This is a genomic window from Shewanella sp. SACH, from assembly GCF_001887095.2.
GTDB classification, from domain to species: Bacteria; Pseudomonadota; Gammaproteobacteria; order Enterobacterales; family Shewanellaceae; genus Shewanella; species Shewanella baltica.
Genome location: NZ_MPDG02000005.1, coordinates 65,268 through 83,206, shown reverse-complemented (window position 1 = coordinate 83,206; position 17,939 = coordinate 65,268). Strand labels below are relative to the sequence as shown.

The following is a 17,939-nucleotide window of genomic DNA, read 5'->3' as shown; positions in this document are numbered from 1 at the left end:
TATCCTTATTCTTGTCCGTAACGGGTGGCGATCAAGCTTGCGGGTTGGCCATCATTGAGAGAGAGTAAAAACAGCTGACTGTAGTCCTCTTCGCTGATCGTTTGGATCTCAGGTCCACCCAGGGCTTTGATGATCAATGGCACTGTGTTTGAATGCCCAACGATGAGCGTATTGCCTTGTACTGCATGCACTTGTTCGACAATCTGCTGAATATGTTCTTCGATAGGCTTTGCTGCTTCGACTATCGTCACGGGCAAATGGCGAGCCTCGGCGATGGGCGTGAGTGTTTGCTGGGTTCGCAGGTATTGAGTCGCGATGAGTTGCGACAACGGCGTGCGGCTCAAGGCGGTGATCAGTGACGTTGCGCGCATTTCCCCCTTGGGTGATAACTGCGGGTCATTGGCTGGCGTGTCGGCTTTTTCGGCATGTCTGACTAAAATAATCAGCCTGTTTTCAGCATGGGCTTGGCTAATCGGTGCGAGGCCGAGACAAGTTAAGATAATAAGACCAGTGAGCAAACTAAGGCGTTTTATATTAATGCCCATATAGTGCTCAGTAGTGCGCTTAAGCATTCGTGTAAACACGTGAAAGCGGAAATGACTCAAATTGCGGCCTGCTGCCATGGTGTAACATCCTTTTCTATTGGCTTATCTCTAAGCTCGACGATAGTAATGATCTGCATGCGGGTGGATGGCGCTTTATACACTTTATAAAGAATGAACCCACTCAATTTATGCGGGCCTTATCATGACCTTGTGGCCACGATGGTACTTCAATTCTAAAAATTACTAAAGCTGGTTGAATTTTGGTCGATAATAAAGTCGACCCGAATTGAATGGATAGTCATCATGGAAATCAATAAACCCTCTCAAGTGCAAAGTACCCCTTTGCCGCAGAAAAAATATGCTGAAAATACGGCGCCTAAGGGTACCGAAGTGAGTGATTCGAAGGACGCGAAAACCACCGAAGTGACCTCGAAACAAACCGCGCAGCAAACGAGTAAGCAGCTGATGAATCAAGCAATTCTATCGGCACAGCAAGATGTGAATATCAAGTCAGGCGATCAGTCTATGACCTTGCTTTATCGCGCTGCGATAGAGTCGATTAATAAAGAGTTAGCGCCTACTATGGGCGAGAACGCGATTCAAACTGCTTACGATAATGGCGTAGATACATCACCAGAAGCGACTGCAGATCGTATCGTGAGTTTTGCGACGCAATTTTTTAGCATTCACCAGCAACAAAATTCGGGTATGAGTCTAAGCGATCAACTCGATAGCTTTATGGGGATTATTGGTGGTGCAATAGATAACGGCTTTAAAGAAGCGAAAGATATTCTGTCTGGTCTTAAAGTATTGCAGGGTGATATTGCCGATGGTGTCGATAAAACCTACGGTTTAGTGCAAGAGGGATTACAGGCCTTTAGGGATAGCTTTAACAAGAAGACAGATGAGACACAATCGAGTGCCAGTTAACGCTCTGTTGTTTTCGGTTCTATCGTCATAAGCCCCTTATCATAAGGGGTTTTTGTTATGCGGAAAAAAGTCTATGCTGGAAGCCTATTTAACGTTTCGCTTGAGGGCAAGTTATGTGGACTAGGGGACAAGTTATAGAACGTATTGATTGGAGCGATAAGTTATTTTCATTGCGCATCGCCGCCGAGTTAGCCCCATTTATTCCTGGTCAGTTTATCAAGTTAAGTCAAATTCAAGATGATAAGCGTGTGGCCAGAGCTTACTCCTTAGTAAATTCCCCCGATAAACCCTATGCCGAAGTGCTCGCCGTTGCGGTAGAGGACGGTCTGTTATCGCCGCAATTACACAACCTTGTCATAGGCGATGAAATTGAAATCACCTCAACCGCGACCGGTTTTATGACCTTAGCGGAAATTCCTAAGGGTGAACTCCAAGGCAAGCACTTATGGTTTTTGGCCACAGGTACAGCGGTAGGGCCGTTTTTGTCTATGCTTGACACCCATGAACCTTGGGAGCGTTTTGAAAAAGTGGTGCTTGTATATGGCGTGCGCGAGGCGCAGGATTTGGCGTACCTTGATAAGCTGCGTGAGTTAGAACGCACATACCCAGCACAGTTTATATTAGTTTTGAGTGTGACCCGTGAACCCTTGGCCGATGCGTTGCAGTGTCGTATTCCCGAGGGCATAGTCTCGGGTGAAATCGAACAAAAGGCAGGATTAACCTTAAGTGCTGCTGATTCCCAAGTCATGATTTGCGGCAATCCCGGTATGATTAATGGTGCACAAAGTGCCTTACTCGATAAGGGATTGGTGAAGAATTTACGTCGCGCTCCGGGACAAATTACCGTAGAAAAATATTGGTGATCGCATTTTATATAGGGGTTGAGAGCAAACTGTTCTCACCCCTTAATAGCCATAGCGTTTAATGCAAATAAAAGGAAATTTTTTGATGAAGTTGTTAAGTTCTCAAGCTTCACCCTATGCCCGTTGTGTTAGAGCCTTAATCCAGTATTTAGGGATTAACAATATTGAAGAGCTGCTAGTCAATCCCTTTGAAAACAGTGCCGAATTACTCGATGCCAACCCGTTAGGACAGATCCCGTGTCTTATCACCAACGATGGCGTGGCACTATTCGATAGCGAAGTGATTATGCGTTACCTAGATACTGAGCTTGGCGATCGTAAGATGTTTGGGATCTCAAGTAATAACTGGGTGTTGGAGTGTCAGTATTCCTTGATAAAAGGCTTAATCGATAGCGCGGTAAAATTGCGCCAAGAGCAGATGCGTGAAGATGAAGGTGTGAGATCGGCTTTTTGGACGGCCCGTTTTGAACAAGCATTGCTGCGTGGACTTATGCAGGTTGAGCTGCAAACCGTGATCACCCAAACCACGATTCAGGCACCGCAATTAGCCTTGATTTGCTTGCTTGATTATGTGGACTTTAGACATCCAGAGTTAGATTGGCGCAAGGTTGCCCCAGCGACGGCACTTTGGTTTAGTGAGATGCGTGATCTACCCGCATTTATTCAAACACGTCCCCAGTAATAGGATGAAGATGCTCAGCCGTCGGTTGCGCGTCTTCCCTTTGGTCTGTCACGGCGGTTTTGTTCTCCAAAAGCGCCGAATAAATCCCGCGTGACCCCGTATTCGACTCTGCGATCATTCCCTATTTGGCGTCTATCTTCATGGTGTTGATAGCGGCATTGGCAGTGGGTCATAGTGCATTCTTCCATCGGGATTTCCGGCGCATCCTTCGATAAAAAACGTTTTCCAGAGAATGTTTCAACTTGCTTACAGCAACTGCCGTCATTCACTATGCTTACGCTGTGAAAATGATGGGTTTGTGATGCATGCGGCTTAGTCCCGTCGGCGTGTTGATTGACAGCTTTAGCATAGTGTTTATGCCGCTTGTGGCCAGTGTTGAGTTTAAATAAGCCAAATAGCGCCACTGCGACTACGCCTAGCAGCAAAACAGTTAACATAACGCCTCCTCAAAGCATTTTAAGCAAATTAAGGTTCAGTTTAGTTTGATTTGAGATAATCACCAGTTTTGAATTTAAACTCATTAAAAACAAAAAGTTAAATAAACTATTGCCCTCCACTTATCTATCTATTACTCTTGCGCAACTGATAAGCATTATCATTAATGCAGCCATGTTCACACTCGCTGAACACGTCATCACTTTGGGGAGAAATCGGTAATGAAATGGGTAACTTGCGCAGCAGTAGTTGGGTTAATGTCGGTTGGGCATTCGGCGAATGCTGATGATAAATTAACAGTTTATTCTTATCGCCAAGCCTTCTTGGTGGAGCCTATCCTGACGCGTTTCACCGAAGAAACCGGCATAGGTGTGAATTTGGTTTTTGCAAAAGACGGCATTGCCGAGCGTCTCGCCCGTGAAGGTCGTTTATCCCCAGCAGATTTGGTGCTGACCTCTGATTTCTCACGTCTGGTTGAATTAGTCGATAAAGATCTGACTTCACCGGTTAAAAATACCCAACTCGAAAGCAATATTCCTGCCCAGTATCGCGATCCTGACGGCCAGTGGTACGCCCTGACCATGCGAGTGCGAAATCTCTATACGGCGAAAGATCGTTTAGGGCCGCAGCAAATTACCTATGAAGAACTCGCCGACCCTAAATACAAAGGCAAAATCTGTACCCGCAGTGGTAAGCATCCATACAACATAGCGTTAGTGGCATCTATGATTGCCCATCACGGTGAAGCTGAGGCGAAAACTTGGTTGGCAGGCGTGAAGAGTAACTTAGCGCGCAAGCCACAGGGTAATGATAGAGCCCAAGTGAAAGCGGTAAAAGAAGGCTTATGTGATATCGCCATCGGCAACAGCTATTATTACGGCAACATGATGCAAGACCCTGAGCAAAAAAGCTGGGCTGAAGCGGTGACGATTAACTTCCCGAACCAAGCCGATCGCGGTGCCCATGTGAACGTGTCTGGTATGGTATTAACCCGTCATGCACCGAATAAAGCCAATGCGATCAAATTGATGGAATTCTTATCCGCCGATGTGGCTCAAAAGGCTTATGCCGATGTGAATATGGAATATCCAGTGAAAGCCGATGTGGCACCTTCAACCTTAGTGGCTTCATGGGGCGAGTTTAAGTCGGATCAATTGCCTATTTTCAAACTGGCCGAATATCACCAAGCGGCGGTTAAGTTATTAGATGAAGTGCAGTTTGATCTCTAGCATTTTGCTTTAAGTGCGAGTGAAAATTGCAGATTAGGTTATCAGCGCCATTGAATGGCGCTGTGACTTTTTAAGGATTGACATGATTTTAGGATTAGCCAGAAGCTGGTCGCTTGCTGGTTATGCGGTCGCCACCATACTGGTGTTGCCACTGGTTGCGCTGATATTGCAGGCTTTGCAGCCTGACGAAGCCGTGTTTGGCCACCTGATGGCAACGGTTCTGCCGACTTATATCATCAACAGTTTATTGTTGATCTTTTGGGTGAGTTTGGGCGCGTTATTACTCGCGTTACCCTGTGCTTGGTTGATGGCTCGCTGTGAATTTGTCGGCAGGCGTTATTTGCAATGGGCGCTATTATTGCCCCTCGCTATGCCGGGATATATTGTTGCCTACGTTTATACCGATTTGCTCGATTATGCGGGGCCAGTGCAGCGCAGCTTGAGATCGATATTTGGCTGGAGTTCACCGCAGGATTATTTCTTCCCCGATATTCGCACCTTAGGCGGCGCGGCGTGCATGTTGTCGCTGGTGTTATTTCCCTATATTTATCTCTTGGCGCGTACCGCCTTTATGGAGCAATCCTTAAGTTTGGCCCATGCTTCACGCATTATGGGCTGTTCACCCTGGCAGAGTTTTTGGCGGCTTTCTTTGCCTATGGCAAGGCCTGCACTCGCGGTTGGCGTGGCCTTGGTGGCGATGGAAACCGCCGCCGATTTTGCGACGGTTAACTATTTTGCCGTGCCAACCTTAACCACGGCCGTATACGACACTTGGTTGGGTTATGGCAATCTGACCGCCGCCGCTAAGTTGTCGGCGATTATCTTGCTGGTGGTGTTTAGCTTGATTGGATTTGAGCGTTTTGCCCGCCGTAAACAGCAGTTATTCCAAAAACAATCGCGCATCCAAGCCAGTGATTTGTATCGACTCTCGACAGCGCAAACCGCAGTGGCACTGAGCTTTTGTGCCACTCTGCTGCTATTAGCCTTTTTGTTGCCCTTTGGGATTCTATTGTCCTATGCCATTAGTTATTTTGAACAAAGCTGGGATGAGAGCTTTTGGCAGTTAAGCCTTAACAGTCTCAGCCTTGCGCTGATCACTAGCTTAATTTGTTGCTTAATCGCTTTGCTGCTCATGTTTGTACGCCGGATAAGCCCAAGATCTAGTGATGCCTTGCCCTCACGCTTAGCCTCGACGGGTTATGCCTTGCCCGGCACTGTGCTCGCTATCGGCGTATTAGTGCCGCTCACTATGCTCGATTTTGCGATTAACGATCTGGCGGATCTGCTTGGTTTAGACGGCCCAGGGCTTATTTTAACGGGCAGCGTAGTGGCGTTGATTTTTGCTTTTTGTGTACGTTTTGTGGCAATTGCTATCGGCAGCGTTGAAAGCAGCTATAAACGCATCTCGCCATCGCTGGACATGGTGAGCCTGACTATGGGCCAAAGCCCAAGGCAGTTGCTGCAAAGAGTGCATTTACCTCTACTTGGTAAGGGATTGTTTGCGGGCGCGTTATTGGTGTTTATCGAAAGCATGAAGGAACTGCCCGCGGCGTTATTGCTGCGGCCTATCGGTTTTGAAAACCTTGCAACTTATGTTTTCCAGTTTGTGTCCGATGAAAAACTCGAGCACGGCGCCTTAGCCGCGATTGTCATTGTACTGGTGGGCTTAGTGCCGCTGATTTATTTAAACCGTTCATTGGAGCAACACAGCTGATGACAAACACGCTCAAACTCATGCAAGTTCATAGCGATTATCAGGGCCAGCAAGTACTCAAAGGTTTGAGCTTGGCCCTCGAGCAAGGGGAAATCCTTGCGCTGTTAGGCCCCAGCGGTTGCGGCAAGACCACATTGTTGCGGGCGGTTGCGGGATTGCAGGCGATTAGCCAAGGTGAAATCCAGATCAATGGTCGCGTTGTGAGTGGAAACAGTCAGTTTGTGCCTAGCGAACAGCGCGGTATCGGCATGATTTTCCAAGACTATGCGCTTTTTCCTCATTTAACTGTGGCGGAGAATATCCTTTTTGGCGTGGCTAAATTGTCGGCCGCCGAGCGTCAGGCACGGTTGGATGACATGCTAACCTTAGTCAAACTCGAAGGCTTAGCTCAGCGTTATCCCCATGAGTTATCTGGCGGTCAGCAGCAGCGCGTCTCGATTGCGCGGGCACTTGCCTATGAGCCGCAGTTATTACTGCTCGATGAGCCTTTTTCTAATATCGATGCCCAAGTGCGCTACGAAATGATGGCGGAAATTCGCAGCATTTTGAAACAGCGTAATGTTAGCGCGGTGTTTGTCACCCACAGTAAGGATGAAGCCTTTGTATTTGCTGATACTTTGGCGATTTTTAATCAAGGCATTATAGTGCAGCATGGTAGCGCTGAAGCCTTATACGCCGCGCCAAATAGCCGTTATGTGGCGGACTTTTTAGGTAGCGGTAATTACTTACCCGCCGCAGTGCTCGATGGACACAGAGTTGCCACTCCTATCGGTCATTTAACCAGCCTCACGCCATTAGGGTTGCCGAGCGAGTTCAGCGGTACGGTATTTTTGCGCCCGCAGCAATTGACGCTCAGCGCCGATGAGCAAGGTGTGGGTACGATCACAGAGCGGCGTTTCTTAGGCGCCTTTTGTCATTACTGGGTCAAAATTGAAGCCGCCTCCCATGCATATTATGTCGAAGTGCGAAGCCAAATGATGCAGCTCACTATCGGTCAAAAAGTCGGGGTCACGACAGAGCCGCACTCGCTGGTACTATTTGAATCTTAGGTATATTGATATTGTGCAGAGCAAATCTAAGCGGTCAGGTATTAATGCCACGGCGATAAGCTACCAACAACGAAAGTACGACATTTTTGCTTACGTTTAACTTGGGCCAATGCGGTATTGGTTGGTGATATTTTCGACCATCCTTGTTACCTTAATTTCTCCAGAGTGGGAGGAATTATGATAAAAACAATAAAATCAATTTGTACCTTAGTGACAGTGGCGACGGCAATATCGTCTTCAGGAGTGATGGCCATGGATAGGATCACGGGTAAAGCCTTTGCGACGCGCTCAGAAGTGTATGCCACCCATGGAATGGCGGCGACCAGTCAACCACTCGCCACGCAAGTCGCTATTGGTATACTCAAGCAGGGCGGCAGCGCGGTCGATGCGGCGATTGCCGCCAATGCCATGCTAGGGTTAGTCGAACCAACGGGTTCGGGTGTTGGTGGTGACTTGTTTGCCATCGTCTGGAGCGCGAAAGATCAACGTCTCTATGGCCTTAACGCTTCGGGTCGCAGTCCAAAATCCTTAAGTTTAGAAAAGCTTAAATCCCTCGGCTTAGACTATTTGCCACCGCTTGGGCCTTTGCCTGTTTCTGTGCCCGGCGCTGTGGATGGTTGGTATGAACTGCATAATAAGTTCGGCAAATTAGCTATGGCCGATAATCTTGCGCCCGCAATCCACTATGCCCGTGATGGTTTTCCTGTCTCCGAATTGATTGCTTATTATCTTGAGGGTAGCGGTAAAAAACTCGCTAAATTTCCCGGTTTTAAAGAAACCTATATGCCTAATGGCAAGATGCCTGCCGTAGGGGAAATCTTTAAAAATCCAGCGCTTGCTAATACCTATGAGAAGATTGCCAAGGGCGGCCGCGATGCTTTCTATAAAGGCGATATCGCCAAAAGTATCGATAAGTACATGAAATCTCAAGGTGGTTATTTAAGTTATGATGACTTAGCGAGCCATACTAGCGAATGGATAGATCCGGTTTCGGTGAACTACCGTGGTTACGATGTATGGGAACTGCCGCCCAATGGTCAAGGCATTGCGGCGCTGCAAATCCTAAAAACCATAGAGCCCTTCGATGTCGCTGCTATGGGCTTTAATAGCCCCGAATATGTGCATTTATTTGTCGAAGCGAAAAAACTCGCCTTTGCTGACAGAGCTAAGTTTTATGCCGACATGGCCTTTAATAAAGTGCCGGTTAACGAGTTGATTTCGCAGCAATACAATTATGATCGCGCTAAGTTAATCGATCCCAATAAAGCGGCCAAGAGTGTTGATGCGGGTAATCCAGCGTTGCAACATGGCGATACTGTGTACCTGACCACCGCCGACAAAGACGGCAACATGGTGTCACTCATTCAAAGTAACTACCGTGGTATGGGTTCAGGAATGACGCCGCCGGATCTCGGTTTTGTGCTGCAAGATCGTGGGCAAATGTTTGATTTAACTGAGGGGCGTTTTAATACCTACGCACCGGGCAAGCGTCCATTTCATACCATCATTCCCGCTTTTGTGACCAAAGACGGTAAACCTTGGCTCAGCTTTGGGGTGATGGGCGGCGCGACTCAACCACAAATGCATGCACAGATTCTAATGAACCTGATTGATTTTAAAATGAACTTGCAAGAAGCGGGCGATGCCCCCAGAATTTTGCATATGGGTTCAACCGAGCCCACCGGCGAAGTGATGAATGATGGCGGCTATGTCAGTCTGGAATCGGGCTTCCCTGTGGAAACACGCCGTGAGCTTATCAAGAAAGGTCATGTGCTGCGTGACGGCCTTGGCGATTTTGGCGGCTATCAAGCCATTGGATTTAATGCTGAAACGGGCGTGTATCGTGCGGCTTCTGAGAGCCGTAAAGATGGTCATGCCGCGGGTTATTAACTTCAGCGCCACGCTAAGGTAAGCTCGAGGCAGAGTAAGCTTTGCTTCATTTATTCGATTAAACTGATTGACGAGACTTTTACAGTCTCGTCAATTTTTACATTTAGGGATCTTGGGCGCGATAACGCTGCGTAGTGAGCATTATCATGATAAACCAGAACAAACTGTGCGTTAGTTAATGTCATTTTCAGGTAAAGTTGCGGATAATATTGCCGAAAATGAATTTAGAAAAAGGGTGATAACCAAATGGATATACAAAATATGCCGCGTGAACAGTTGGGTGTGTGTGCAGAGGGGAACTTACACAGTGTCTATTTGATGTTTAATGCCAATGACAATGTAGAGTCACAATTACGTCCCTGTCTTGCCAACGTTGCGCAGTATATTTATGAGCTGACAGATCAGTATTCTGACAGTGCATTCAATGGTTTTGTAGGGATTGGCGCTAACTATTGGGATAGCCTCTATCCTAATGCGCGTCCTGAAATGCTTAAGCCTTTCCCTGCGATGCAAGTCGGCAGCCGCGAAGCGCCGGCCATTGAATATGATTTGTTCGTGCATATCCGCTGCGATCGTTACGATATTCTGCATTTAGTCGCTAATGAAATCAGCCAAATGTTTGAAGACTTAGTGGAACTAGTCGATGAAGAACGTGGCTTTCGATTTATGGATAGCCGCGATTTAACCGGCTTTGTTGATGGCACTGAAAACCCTAAGGGGCGTCACCGTCAAGAAGTCGCTCTGGTTGGTGATGAAGATCCTGAGTTTAGGGGCGGCAGCTATATTCACGTGCAAAAGTATGCCCATAACTTGAGTAAGTGGCATAGATTACCGGTTAAAAAACAAGAAGATATTATCGGCCGTACTAAGCAAGATAATATCGAGTATGAGTCAGAAGATAAGCCACTGACCAGCCATATCAAGCGGGTGAATCTTAAAGATGAGAACGGTCAGTCGATGGAAATCCTGCGCCAGAGCATGCCCTATGGTTCACTGAAAGAGCAGGGATTAATGTTTATCTCTAACTGCCGTACGCCTGAGCATTTTGAAAAGATGCTGCATAGTATGATGTTTGGTGATGGCGAAGGTAACCATGATCATTTGATGCATTTTACTAAGGCGATGACAGGCTCATCCTTCTTTGCCCCCGCATTGGATTTTATGCTGCAATTCGACGAATAAGCTTTCGATATCTGCGCAGATTCAGCATCAATTAAACGCACTTACGCTAACGCCTAAGTGCGTTTTTTATGCTAATGCGCAGGGAGCCATTTTTTGATATCGAGTTGCCATTGCTGGGCAGTGAAATCGATAAAGGCGCGCACCAGATTTTGCTGATAACTGCGGGACAAGTACACAGCCCACAGGGTTTGGCCTGGCGTCGTAAAGTCGGGTAACACTTCTTTGAGCTGGCCGCTGGCAAGGTATTGATTGGCTAAGTCGCATGGCAAGCGCACTATGCCATGTCCCCGCAGCGCCGCACTCACCAATACGCCCATGTCGTTAGCTTTAAGATTGCCTGTGACTTTCACGTGCTCGGCTTGCTGCTCTTTTAGGAAAGGCCAATTTTGTTGCGCCGAGTGTATCAGGCAGTTGTGAGCCAGTAGATCGATGGGCTCGACAAGTGGTGTGTTGCTATCAAGGTAACTCGGCGCAGCGCAGATCACGGCATCTATGGTCATTAAACGGCGGGCAATCAAATTCTCATCGGGCTGCTCGGTGTAGCGCAGCGCCACATCGACTCGCTCATCCACCAATTGGGCAAAACTGTCTGACATCACCAGCTGAATGCTGACCTTAGGGTGAATTTTAATAAAGCGATCGACAACATCAAACAGGCTGTGCTGCCCAAGGCCAATCGGTGTGGCGATGCGAATACTGCCCACTAGTTCACTGTTATGGCTGTGGGCGCGGCTTTCCATGGCGGCGACTTCACTTAATATTCGCTGGCAAAATTGCAGCGCTTCTTCGCCTTGCAAGGTCAAGCTGACGCTGCGGGTGGTACGGTGTAGTAAGCGCAAACTCAACCACTGCTCCACTTCTTGAATATGGCGGGACACCTGCAGGCGGCTGAGGTCTAAATGTTCGGCAGCTTTGGTAAAGCTGCCGCAGTTTGCCACTTCGACGAAACTGCGTATTGCGGCAATTTTATCCATATTAGTACCTCAAACTGAAACAATCATGCTCATTTATTGATGTTTATCACGTGAACCACTGCAAGTAAACTGGCTTCAATGTAAATCATCAGAGAGAGTTAACGAAATGAAAATCGCAATTTTAGGTGCAACAGGTTGGATTGGTGGTGCAATTTTAAAAGAAGCATTGAGCCGTGGGCACCAAGTAACAGCGCTAGTGCGTGATCCGAGCAAGTTATCCGCTACTGATGTGGCTGTGCATGCTGTGGATTTAGAGCAGCCATTAGTTGCGCAACCCTTTGCTGGCGTAGATGTTGTCATTGCCTCTGTTGGTGGCCGCGCACAACAAAATCATGGCCTAGTGGCGAGTACGGTTCAGCATTTACTGGATGTGCTGCCTAACGCTAAGGTGCCACGTTTATTGTGGGTTGGTGGCGCAGGGAGCTTAGAAGTGGCACCGGGTGTGACTCTGGTTTCTAGCCCAGATTTCCCCGCTGCATATAAAGATGAGGCGTTAGCTCAGGGTGAAGCTTTGCAGGTATTCCGTGCGGCGCAAACTGCAATTAATTGGACCTTTGTGAGCCCAGCCGCTGAGATTTATCCTGGCGAGAGTGAAGGCCCATATCGCCTTGGTGGCGACAGCTTCTTTACCGATGCCAATGGTCGCAGCCACATTTCTGTTACGGATTACGCTAAAGCCATGTTAGATGAGGCCGAACAGGGCACTCACGCAAATCAGCGCATCAGTGTGGCTTACTGACCTTAGCGTATAAACATCGGTGCGCGCGAGATTGGCTTAAATGTGTAACGTAATCGGGACAATGGCCAAATAATCAGCGCAAGATTGGACAGAAATGCGTACAGATGAAATAGAACAGGTCAGCTTGCTGACCTGTTTTTTTATTCTGCGTAATTGAATAAAGATTTGATGGTTTCTAAGGTATCGGCGATATCTTGGATGCTCGATGGACAAATAAAGATAGTGTCATCACCAGCAATTGTGCCCAAAATGCCTTCTGGTTTACCGATAGAATCCAATAAACGGGCAATCAGCTGCGCGGCACCTGGGCTAGTTCGCACGACGATCATCGCTTGGTTATGATCGACATCGAGTACCAAATTCTTCAACGGGCTACCCGCGGTTGGTACGCCTAATTCGGCCGGCAAGCAATACACCATCTCTTGCTTAGCGTTGCGAGTCCGCACTGCGCCGAACTTGCTGAGCATGCGTGATACTTTTGATTGGTTAATATTACCAAAGCCTTCAGCTTGCAAGGCGGTGACGATTTCACTTTGAGAGCCAAAGCGCTCTTCTTTTAAAATCGACTTAAAAATTCTAACAAGGTCATCCTGATTCTTGGTCGTTTGCATAATATTATTATTCGTTATTCAAAAAAACAGGCCCATTTTGAATATTTTTAGAAAAATTGTCAACAAATAACCAGATTGGTTGAATAAAAATTCACTAACTCCCTGTGGTTAAGCGTTTGCTGTGGGCTTAAAAATACCAATTTGAGTAATTGTTCTACATTGCTTCTAACTTATTCCGGAATTCTTTTGTCCCACGACTAAGGGATAATTGAAATTGTTGTGACATTCCAGTAATGTGACGCCAACGTAAATTAGATCCATGTCACACATATCCGAGAAATAACGGAGATAACTATGAAAGTTGCTGTACTTGGTGCTGCTGGTGGTATCGGCCAGGCTCTTGCCCTACTGTTAAAAACTCAACTGCCTGCGGGTTCACATTTGTCTCTATATGATATCGCACCGGTTACTCCGGGTGTTGCGGTTGACTTGAGCCACATCCCGACTGCTGTTGAAATCAAAGGTTTTGCTGGTGAAGATCCAACGCCTGCCCTAGTGGGTGCTGACGTTGTTCTAATTTCTGCTGGTGTTGCGCGTAAGCCTGGTATGGATCGTTCAGATCTGTTCAATATCAATGCTGGTATCGTTCGCAACCTGATCGAAAAAGTAGCGGCAACTTGCCCTACGGCTTTGGTTGGCATTATCACTAACCCAGTCAACACGACTGTCGCTATCGCTGCAGAAGTGATGAAGAAAGCGGGTGTTTACGATAAGAACCGTCTGTTCGGTATCACGACATTAGACGTGATCCGTTCTGAAACTTTCATCGCCGAATTAAAAGGCCTGAATGTTGCTGACGTTAAAGTCAATGTGATCGGCGGCCACAGCGGCGTGACCATTCTGCCATTACTGTCTCAAGTAGAAGGTGCGACTTTCACTGACGAAGAAGTGGCAAGTCTGACTACTCGCATCCAAAACGCGGGTACAGAAGTGGTTGAAGCTAAAGCCGGTGGCGGAAGCGCGACTCTGTCTATGGGTCAAGCGGCTTGCCGTTTCGGTCTGTCTTTGGTTCGTGGTCTGCAAGGCGAAGCTAACATCGTTGAATGCGCCTATGTTGACGGCGGCAGCGAGCACGCAGAGTTCTTCGCACAACCTGTGCTGTTAGGCAAAAACGGTATTGAAAAAGTACTGCCTTACGGTGAAGTGAGTGCATTCGAAGCTAACGCTCGTGATTCTATGTTAGATACGCTGAAAGGCGATATCAAACTAGGCGTTGATTTCGTTAAATAATCTTTCGGATAATCTTTTTAGATTATGACGAATTAAAAAACGGAGCCATTGAGCTCCGTTTTTTTATGCCTGCGTTTTACACTTTCTAAAGCTCATTCAGCGGCGTTTGGTGGGAATTTGGCAGTTATCGTCACAGCGGGCTTTGCCCGTCAGTAAATAAGAGATGCGATATCTGTGTTTTGCAAAGCGCAGGTAAGTCCAATCGGCCACAGTTTTAATCACGGGCAGGCGTAACAGTTGGATCCAAGCACGCGTGCCTGTCAGTGCCCACGCTTTACAGGTGACATCTAACCCGAGTAACACTTCGCCCTTTGCGGTTTCACCGTGAAGAATAGTATTGGCGTAGTCTTTATCGATATGGCTGAAACGCTCGTTAAAGTCGGATGCATTTAAATCCTCAAGCGCAATCAAGTTGTTGGGATCGCGCGCTTTCAGTTGACGCATTTCGGCGCTACATAATGGACAGTTACCATCATAAAAAATCCGCAGTTCCATCGGGTCCACCTCTGATGACTTGATCACAATACTTGCTCTAAGCTCTTGGCTTGTGCACTTAAGCTTGGTTTCTTATAACCTATACGCAGAATAAAGGGTTTTAGATCGCAGCTGATTTTAAATCAACGCTGATTTTAAATTGAATCCGCGTCTCATTTGGTTTTTTGTTAGGTTAAATTCAAACGAGTACAGTAACATCTTGGTTATTCATCAGGTTAACTTGATTGCTGATTTTTAAGTAAGCAAGGTAAAACCTGAGCAATGACGAATCAAAAGGATAGGTATGACATCTCCCATCATAATCACAGGCGTGGGTAAACGCATAGGTTACGCCTTAGCCAAACATTTTCTCGCCCAAGGTCAGCAGGTGATTGGTACTTATCGCAGCCATTACGATAGCATTGATGAGCTGAACGCTTTAGGTGCGACTCTGTATCCCTGCGATTTTTATGACGATGCCCAAGTGCAATCCTTAATTGATGAGTTAACTCAACTGCCTCAAATTCGCGCCATTATTCACAATGCTTCGGACTGGCTGCCGGATCCTGTTCTTATAAAGAATGAGCCTTTAAAGAGTACCACTTTTGCGCCGAGCCAAGTGCTGCAGCGGATGATGCAAGTGCATGTGAGCGTGCCCTATCAGTTGAACTTGGCCTTAGAGGCGCAGCTACGTGCCGCTGCTGGCGATGAAATCGGCGGCAGTGATGTGATTCATATTACCGATTACGTGGCAGAGAAGGGCAGTCAGAAGCACATAGCCTATGCCGCCAGTAAAGCCGCGCTGCACAATATGACGCTATCCTTTGCCGCCAAATTCGCGCCCGAGGTGAAAGTCAATTCGATTGCACCAGCGATGATCCTCTTTAATACGGGTGATGACGCCGTCTATCAGCAAAAAACCTTAGCCAAAGCGCTGTTGCCGAAAGAGGCGGGGAATGCGGAGATTATTGAACTCGTGGACTACCTGCTTAATAGCCGTTACGTCACAGGTCGTTGCCATAATGTCGATGGCGGCCGCCAGTTAAAATAGTCATTTGATTTTTCGAGCAACAGCTAATGGCTTAAAACGTCAGTACGCGACTTGGGGTGATGATGAATGGCAAAGGCACATCCCAATGCTCGCAGGGTAAACTCACCACTTGCTGGCAGTCGTGGGCGTAACCCATAGGCAAAGGTTTACCTTTAAGCTGCCAGTTTGCCAGCGTCCTATCGTAATAACCGCCGCCCATGCCCATGCGATTCCCCATTAAATCAAACGCCACCAAGGGCGTGATAACCACATCTAGCTCTGTTACTGGGATAATGGCGCGCACATCTAACTTAGGTTCTAAGATGCCGAATTGATTCGCCTGCATCGGGGTATCAGCACTGTAATGCAGGAATAACAGTTGCCCAGCATTGAAGGGATGCAACCTTGGCAGATAGGTGTGAATGCCCAATTGCCACAGCACAGCGATCAGCGGCGGCGTGGCGAGTTCGCCATCGTGGGTGAGATACAGCGCCACATGTTGCGCATTTTGGGCCTGCAATGAATCGAGCATGCGTTGGCTGGCGCTTAAGCTTGCTTGGGTTTGCTCGGTTTCTGAAAGGGATTTGCGTGCGGTACGAATGCTTTTGCGTAACTGATTGCGGTTTTCTTGCGTATGAATGGCGATATTTGCCGCATGGCTGGCGACATCAGTCATTTCACCAACAGTAGCAACCTCTACGGCAAGGTGCGACGTGTCGCTTTGGGGGGGGAAATGAGAAAGTTTGGAGGATGTAGACATAAATTAAGATGCTCCCCAGAATGCCGCTACCGGTGTAGCCCTTGAACCGTAGGTTCAAGGCGGGTAAATGATTACCTCCTAAGGCTTCTCGGTACAAGCCGAGCATGCTCAATGTCAGTAAAGCATTCACCCTGAGATAAAAATTATCGGCACAGGGACATTACCAGTTGGCATGCATCCCAGGGAGCAAAACGGTATTGAATCGCTAAAACATTGGTTTATTTAGATAAGCCAGTTTAGCCATTCACTGTGCGTCAGTCGGTTTAACTCAAATGGTGTTAAATCACCAAGGCACACAGTTTAAATCTATTTAGTTGAACGCTCAACTAAGGCATTTTCGAGGGTCGACTGCAGCAAGCTGATCCTGTCGTCCATCTGTTGCATATAATGCTTATTTTTTTGCTTTTCTTGGAACAACTCGTGCCCAATATTCAGCGCCGCCATAATGGCAATTTCTTCGCGGCTTAGGCTATTGGTTCGGGTTTTTAACGCTGTGAGTTGTTGTTCAACTCCCAACGCTACCGTACGTAAGGCATCCTCTTGACCTTTCGGGCAAGCGATAGAGTAGGTGCGCCCAAGTAGGGTAATTTCAACAGCACTGTTACTCATGTCGCGGGTGATCCTTTCGTTAGCCTCTTAGGGCGGACTATATAGGGCTGATATTAAAAGTGCAAGGTAAGCCGCAAATGGATTGGTCTTTGGCGGTTTTGTTTGCTGTTTGTGTGAGCAGTTGGATAATTTTTTATCAGGGTGTGGCCGATTTCGCCATTATTGGGATTCAGTATTGGTTCAAGTCTTTATCTCTGCTAGCATTGCTGCTGGAAAAATCTTATTGGGATCTGACATGGCAACCCCTCCTTCGTTACGTATCGACAGCTTAAAACTCGCCTTAGATGCGGCTGAAATCGGCCAACATCCGGTAGAAGTTCACGGTGCTTTAGTCGGTTTAATTTGCGGTGGTGTAGCGCAAACTGGTGACACTTGGATCAAGCCTTTATTTGACTTGATGAACGATGGTCAACCTTTGCCAGCGCAGTTGCACCAATTAGTGTGTGATTTGTTTAATGATTCTGTCGCGCGTTTAGTGGATTTTGAATTTGGTTTCATGCCGCTGTTGCCCGAAGAAGAAGAGCCGCTCAGCCAACGTGTTGAAGCCTTGTCCCTTTGGACCCAAAGCTTTTTGACTGGCATGGCAATTATTCAGCCGAAACTGAATCAAGCCTCGGCAGAAGTGCGTGAAGTGATCAAAGATTTGGCAGAAATTGCCCAAGTGGAATTTGATGTTGCCGACGATGAAGAATCTGAAGCCGCTTACACTGAACTACTCGAGTTTGTGCGCATCGCCGCCATTATGTGTTACTCGGAGTTTGGCCCTGAGATCCCGCTTGGCGAGACCGACGATACTGCGGTGGTGCATTAATTTACCGTGATTGTTTAGCGCTTAGGTTTAATGCTTAATAAGTTAACGCAGTAGTGGCTTTATTTGATATCAAAGGCGGGCAAACCTGCCTTTGAATCCATAGCACTGGTGTTTTTGAGTGCATAGCACTGATGTTTACATCTCTTATGTTTACATGCTTTAGTGCCATGCCAAAGCTTGAA

At 47.3% G+C, this 17,939-nt stretch carries 19 protein-coding genes and 1 other RNA gene; 12 read left to right on the top strand and 8 right to left on the bottom strand.

The window, feature by feature from the left end; translation table 11 throughout:
- Nucleotides 1-5: 5 nt before the first annotated feature.
- Nucleotides 6-623 carry a histidine phosphatase family protein gene (locus tag BM607_RS17195; protein ID WP_071939940.1) on the bottom strand — a complete coding sequence of 206 codons (618 nt, stop codon included), beginning with the start codon at nucleotides 621-623 and terminating at the stop codon, nucleotides 6-8.
- A gap of 225 nt (nucleotides 624-848) precedes the next feature.
- Here BM607_RS17195 and BM607_RS17190 point away from each other — a divergent pair, with 225 nt between their 5' ends.
- From BM607_RS17190 to BM607_RS17180, 3 genes are all read left to right on the top strand, one after another.
- Nucleotides 849-1,475, top strand: coding sequence for a DUF5610 domain-containing protein (locus BM607_RS17190; protein WP_012588575.1), 627 nt, complete (start codon nucleotides 849-851; stop codon nucleotides 1,473-1,475).
- A 113-nt stretch (nucleotides 1,476-1,588) separates the two neighbouring features.
- Nucleotides 1,589-2,338 (top strand): ferredoxin--NADP reductase, encoded by a 750-nt coding sequence (locus BM607_RS17185; protein ID WP_071939939.1) that lies wholly within the window; start codon nucleotides 1,589-1,591, stop codon nucleotides 2,336-2,338.
- A gap of 85 nt (nucleotides 2,339-2,423) precedes the next feature.
- Nucleotides 2,424-3,020 carry a glutathione S-transferase N-terminal domain-containing protein gene (locus BM607_RS17180; RefSeq protein ID WP_071939938.1) on the top strand — a complete coding sequence of 199 codons (597 nt, stop codon included), beginning with the start codon at nucleotides 2,424-2,426 and terminating at the stop codon, nucleotides 3,018-3,020.
- A gap of 14 nt (nucleotides 3,021-3,034) precedes the next feature.
- Here the strand turns inward: BM607_RS17180 and BM607_RS17175 are convergent, their stop codons facing one another.
- On the bottom strand, nucleotides 3,035-3,457 hold the full coding sequence (locus BM607_RS17175; RefSeq protein ID WP_006080161.1) for a hypothetical protein: 423 nt from the start codon (nucleotides 3,455-3,457) through the stop codon (nucleotides 3,035-3,037).
- Between the two features lie 219 nt (nucleotides 3,458-3,676).
- Between BM607_RS17175 and BM607_RS17170 the strand changes: the two genes are divergently transcribed.
- The 5 genes from BM607_RS17170 to BM607_RS17150 all read left to right on the top strand — a co-directional run bounded on the left by BM607_RS17170 (nucleotide 3,677) and on the right by BM607_RS17150 (nucleotide 10,519).
- Nucleotides 3,677-4,684 carry a Fe(3+) ABC transporter substrate-binding protein gene (locus tag BM607_RS17170; RefSeq protein WP_071939937.1) on the top strand — a complete coding sequence of 336 codons (1,008 nt, stop codon included), beginning with the start codon at nucleotides 3,677-3,679 and terminating at the stop codon, nucleotides 4,682-4,684.
- A gap of 82 nt (nucleotides 4,685-4,766) precedes the next feature.
- A complete protein-coding gene (locus BM607_RS17165) occupies nucleotides 4,767-6,398 on the top strand; it encodes an iron ABC transporter permease (protein ID WP_071939936.1) in 1,632 nt (543 codons plus the stop codon).
- Complete coding sequence (locus BM607_RS17160) at nucleotides 6,398-7,447, top strand: ABC transporter ATP-binding protein (RefSeq protein ID WP_071939935.1); 1,050 nt, start codon at nucleotides 6,398-6,400, stop codon at nucleotides 7,445-7,447. Before BM607_RS17165 ends, BM607_RS17160 begins: the two co-directional genes overlap by 1 nt.
- A 177-nt stretch (nucleotides 7,448-7,624) precedes the next feature.
- Nucleotides 7,625-9,337 carry a gamma-glutamyltransferase gene (gene ggt, locus BM607_RS17155; protein ID WP_071939934.1) on the top strand — a complete coding sequence of 571 codons (1,713 nt, stop codon included), beginning with the start codon at nucleotides 7,625-7,627 and terminating at the stop codon, nucleotides 9,335-9,337.
- Between the two features lie 246 nt (nucleotides 9,338-9,583).
- Complete coding sequence (locus BM607_RS17150) at nucleotides 9,584-10,519, top strand: Dyp-type peroxidase (protein WP_071939933.1); 936 nt, start codon at nucleotides 9,584-9,586, stop codon at nucleotides 10,517-10,519.
- Between the two features lie 71 nt (nucleotides 10,520-10,590).
- Here BM607_RS17150 and BM607_RS17145 read toward each other — a convergent pair whose 3' ends face one another.
- Nucleotides 10,591-11,493, bottom strand: coding sequence for a LysR family transcriptional regulator (locus BM607_RS17145; RefSeq protein ID WP_071939932.1), 903 nt, complete (start codon nucleotides 11,491-11,493; stop codon nucleotides 10,591-10,593).
- A gap of 106 nt (nucleotides 11,494-11,599) precedes the next feature.
- Here BM607_RS17145 and BM607_RS17140 point away from each other — a divergent pair, with 106 nt between their 5' ends.
- Entirely contained in the window at nucleotides 11,600-12,232 is a 633-nt protein-coding gene (locus tag BM607_RS17140; protein ID WP_071939931.1) for an NAD(P)-dependent oxidoreductase, read from the top strand.
- Between the two features lie 140 nt (nucleotides 12,233-12,372).
- On the opposite strand, the gene argR is transcribed toward BM607_RS17140, so the two are convergent.
- Nucleotides 12,373-12,843, bottom strand: coding sequence for a transcriptional regulator ArgR (argR, locus tag BM607_RS17135; protein ID WP_006080175.1), 471 nt, complete (start codon nucleotides 12,841-12,843; stop codon nucleotides 12,373-12,375).
- Nucleotides 12,844-13,137: 294 nt separating this feature from the next.
- Here argR and mdh point away from each other — a divergent pair, with 294 nt between their 5' ends.
- Nucleotides 13,138-14,073, top strand: a complete 936-nt coding sequence (gene mdh / locus BM607_RS17130; protein WP_006080176.1) for a malate dehydrogenase — start codon at nucleotides 13,138-13,140, stop codon at nucleotides 14,071-14,073.
- A 96-nt stretch (nucleotides 14,074-14,169) separates the two neighbouring features.
- Here the strand turns inward: mdh and BM607_RS17125 are convergent, their stop codons facing one another.
- The gene (locus BM607_RS17125; RefSeq protein WP_071939930.1) at nucleotides 14,170-14,568 is read right to left on the bottom strand and encodes a DUF393 domain-containing protein; all 399 of its coding nucleotides are present in this window, start codon (nucleotides 14,566-14,568) and stop codon (nucleotides 14,170-14,172) included.
- A gap of 283 nt (nucleotides 14,569-14,851) precedes the next feature.
- Here BM607_RS17125 and folM point away from each other — a divergent pair, with 283 nt between their 5' ends.
- Complete coding sequence (gene folM, locus BM607_RS17120; protein WP_071939929.1) at nucleotides 14,852-15,598, top strand: dihydromonapterin reductase; 747 nt, start codon at nucleotides 14,852-14,854, stop codon at nucleotides 15,596-15,598.
- 31 nt (nucleotides 15,599-15,629) lie between these two features.
- Here the strand turns inward: folM and BM607_RS17115 are convergent, their stop codons facing one another.
- From BM607_RS17115 to BM607_RS17105, 3 genes are all read right to left on the bottom strand, one after another.
- Entirely contained in the window at nucleotides 15,630-16,337 is a 708-nt protein-coding gene (locus BM607_RS17115; RefSeq protein ID WP_071939928.1) for a 5-formyltetrahydrofolate cyclo-ligase, read from the bottom strand.
- A gap of 8 nt (nucleotides 16,338-16,345) precedes the next feature.
- A non-coding RNA gene (gene ssrS, locus BM607_RS17110) (6S RNA) lies at nucleotides 16,346-16,526 on the bottom strand.
- 117 nt (nucleotides 16,527-16,643) lie between these two features.
- Nucleotides 16,644-16,946, bottom strand: coding sequence for a cell division protein ZapA (locus BM607_RS17105; protein ID WP_006080182.1), 303 nt, complete (start codon nucleotides 16,944-16,946; stop codon nucleotides 16,644-16,646).
- 235 nt (nucleotides 16,947-17,181) lie between these two features.
- On the opposite strand from BM607_RS17105, the gene BM607_RS17100 reads away from it, so the two are divergent.
- A complete protein-coding gene (locus BM607_RS17100; protein ID WP_006080183.1) occupies nucleotides 17,182-17,757 on the top strand; it encodes a UPF0149 family protein in 576 nt (191 codons plus the stop codon).
- The last annotated feature ends 182 nt before the right edge of the window (nucleotides 17,758-17,939 follow it).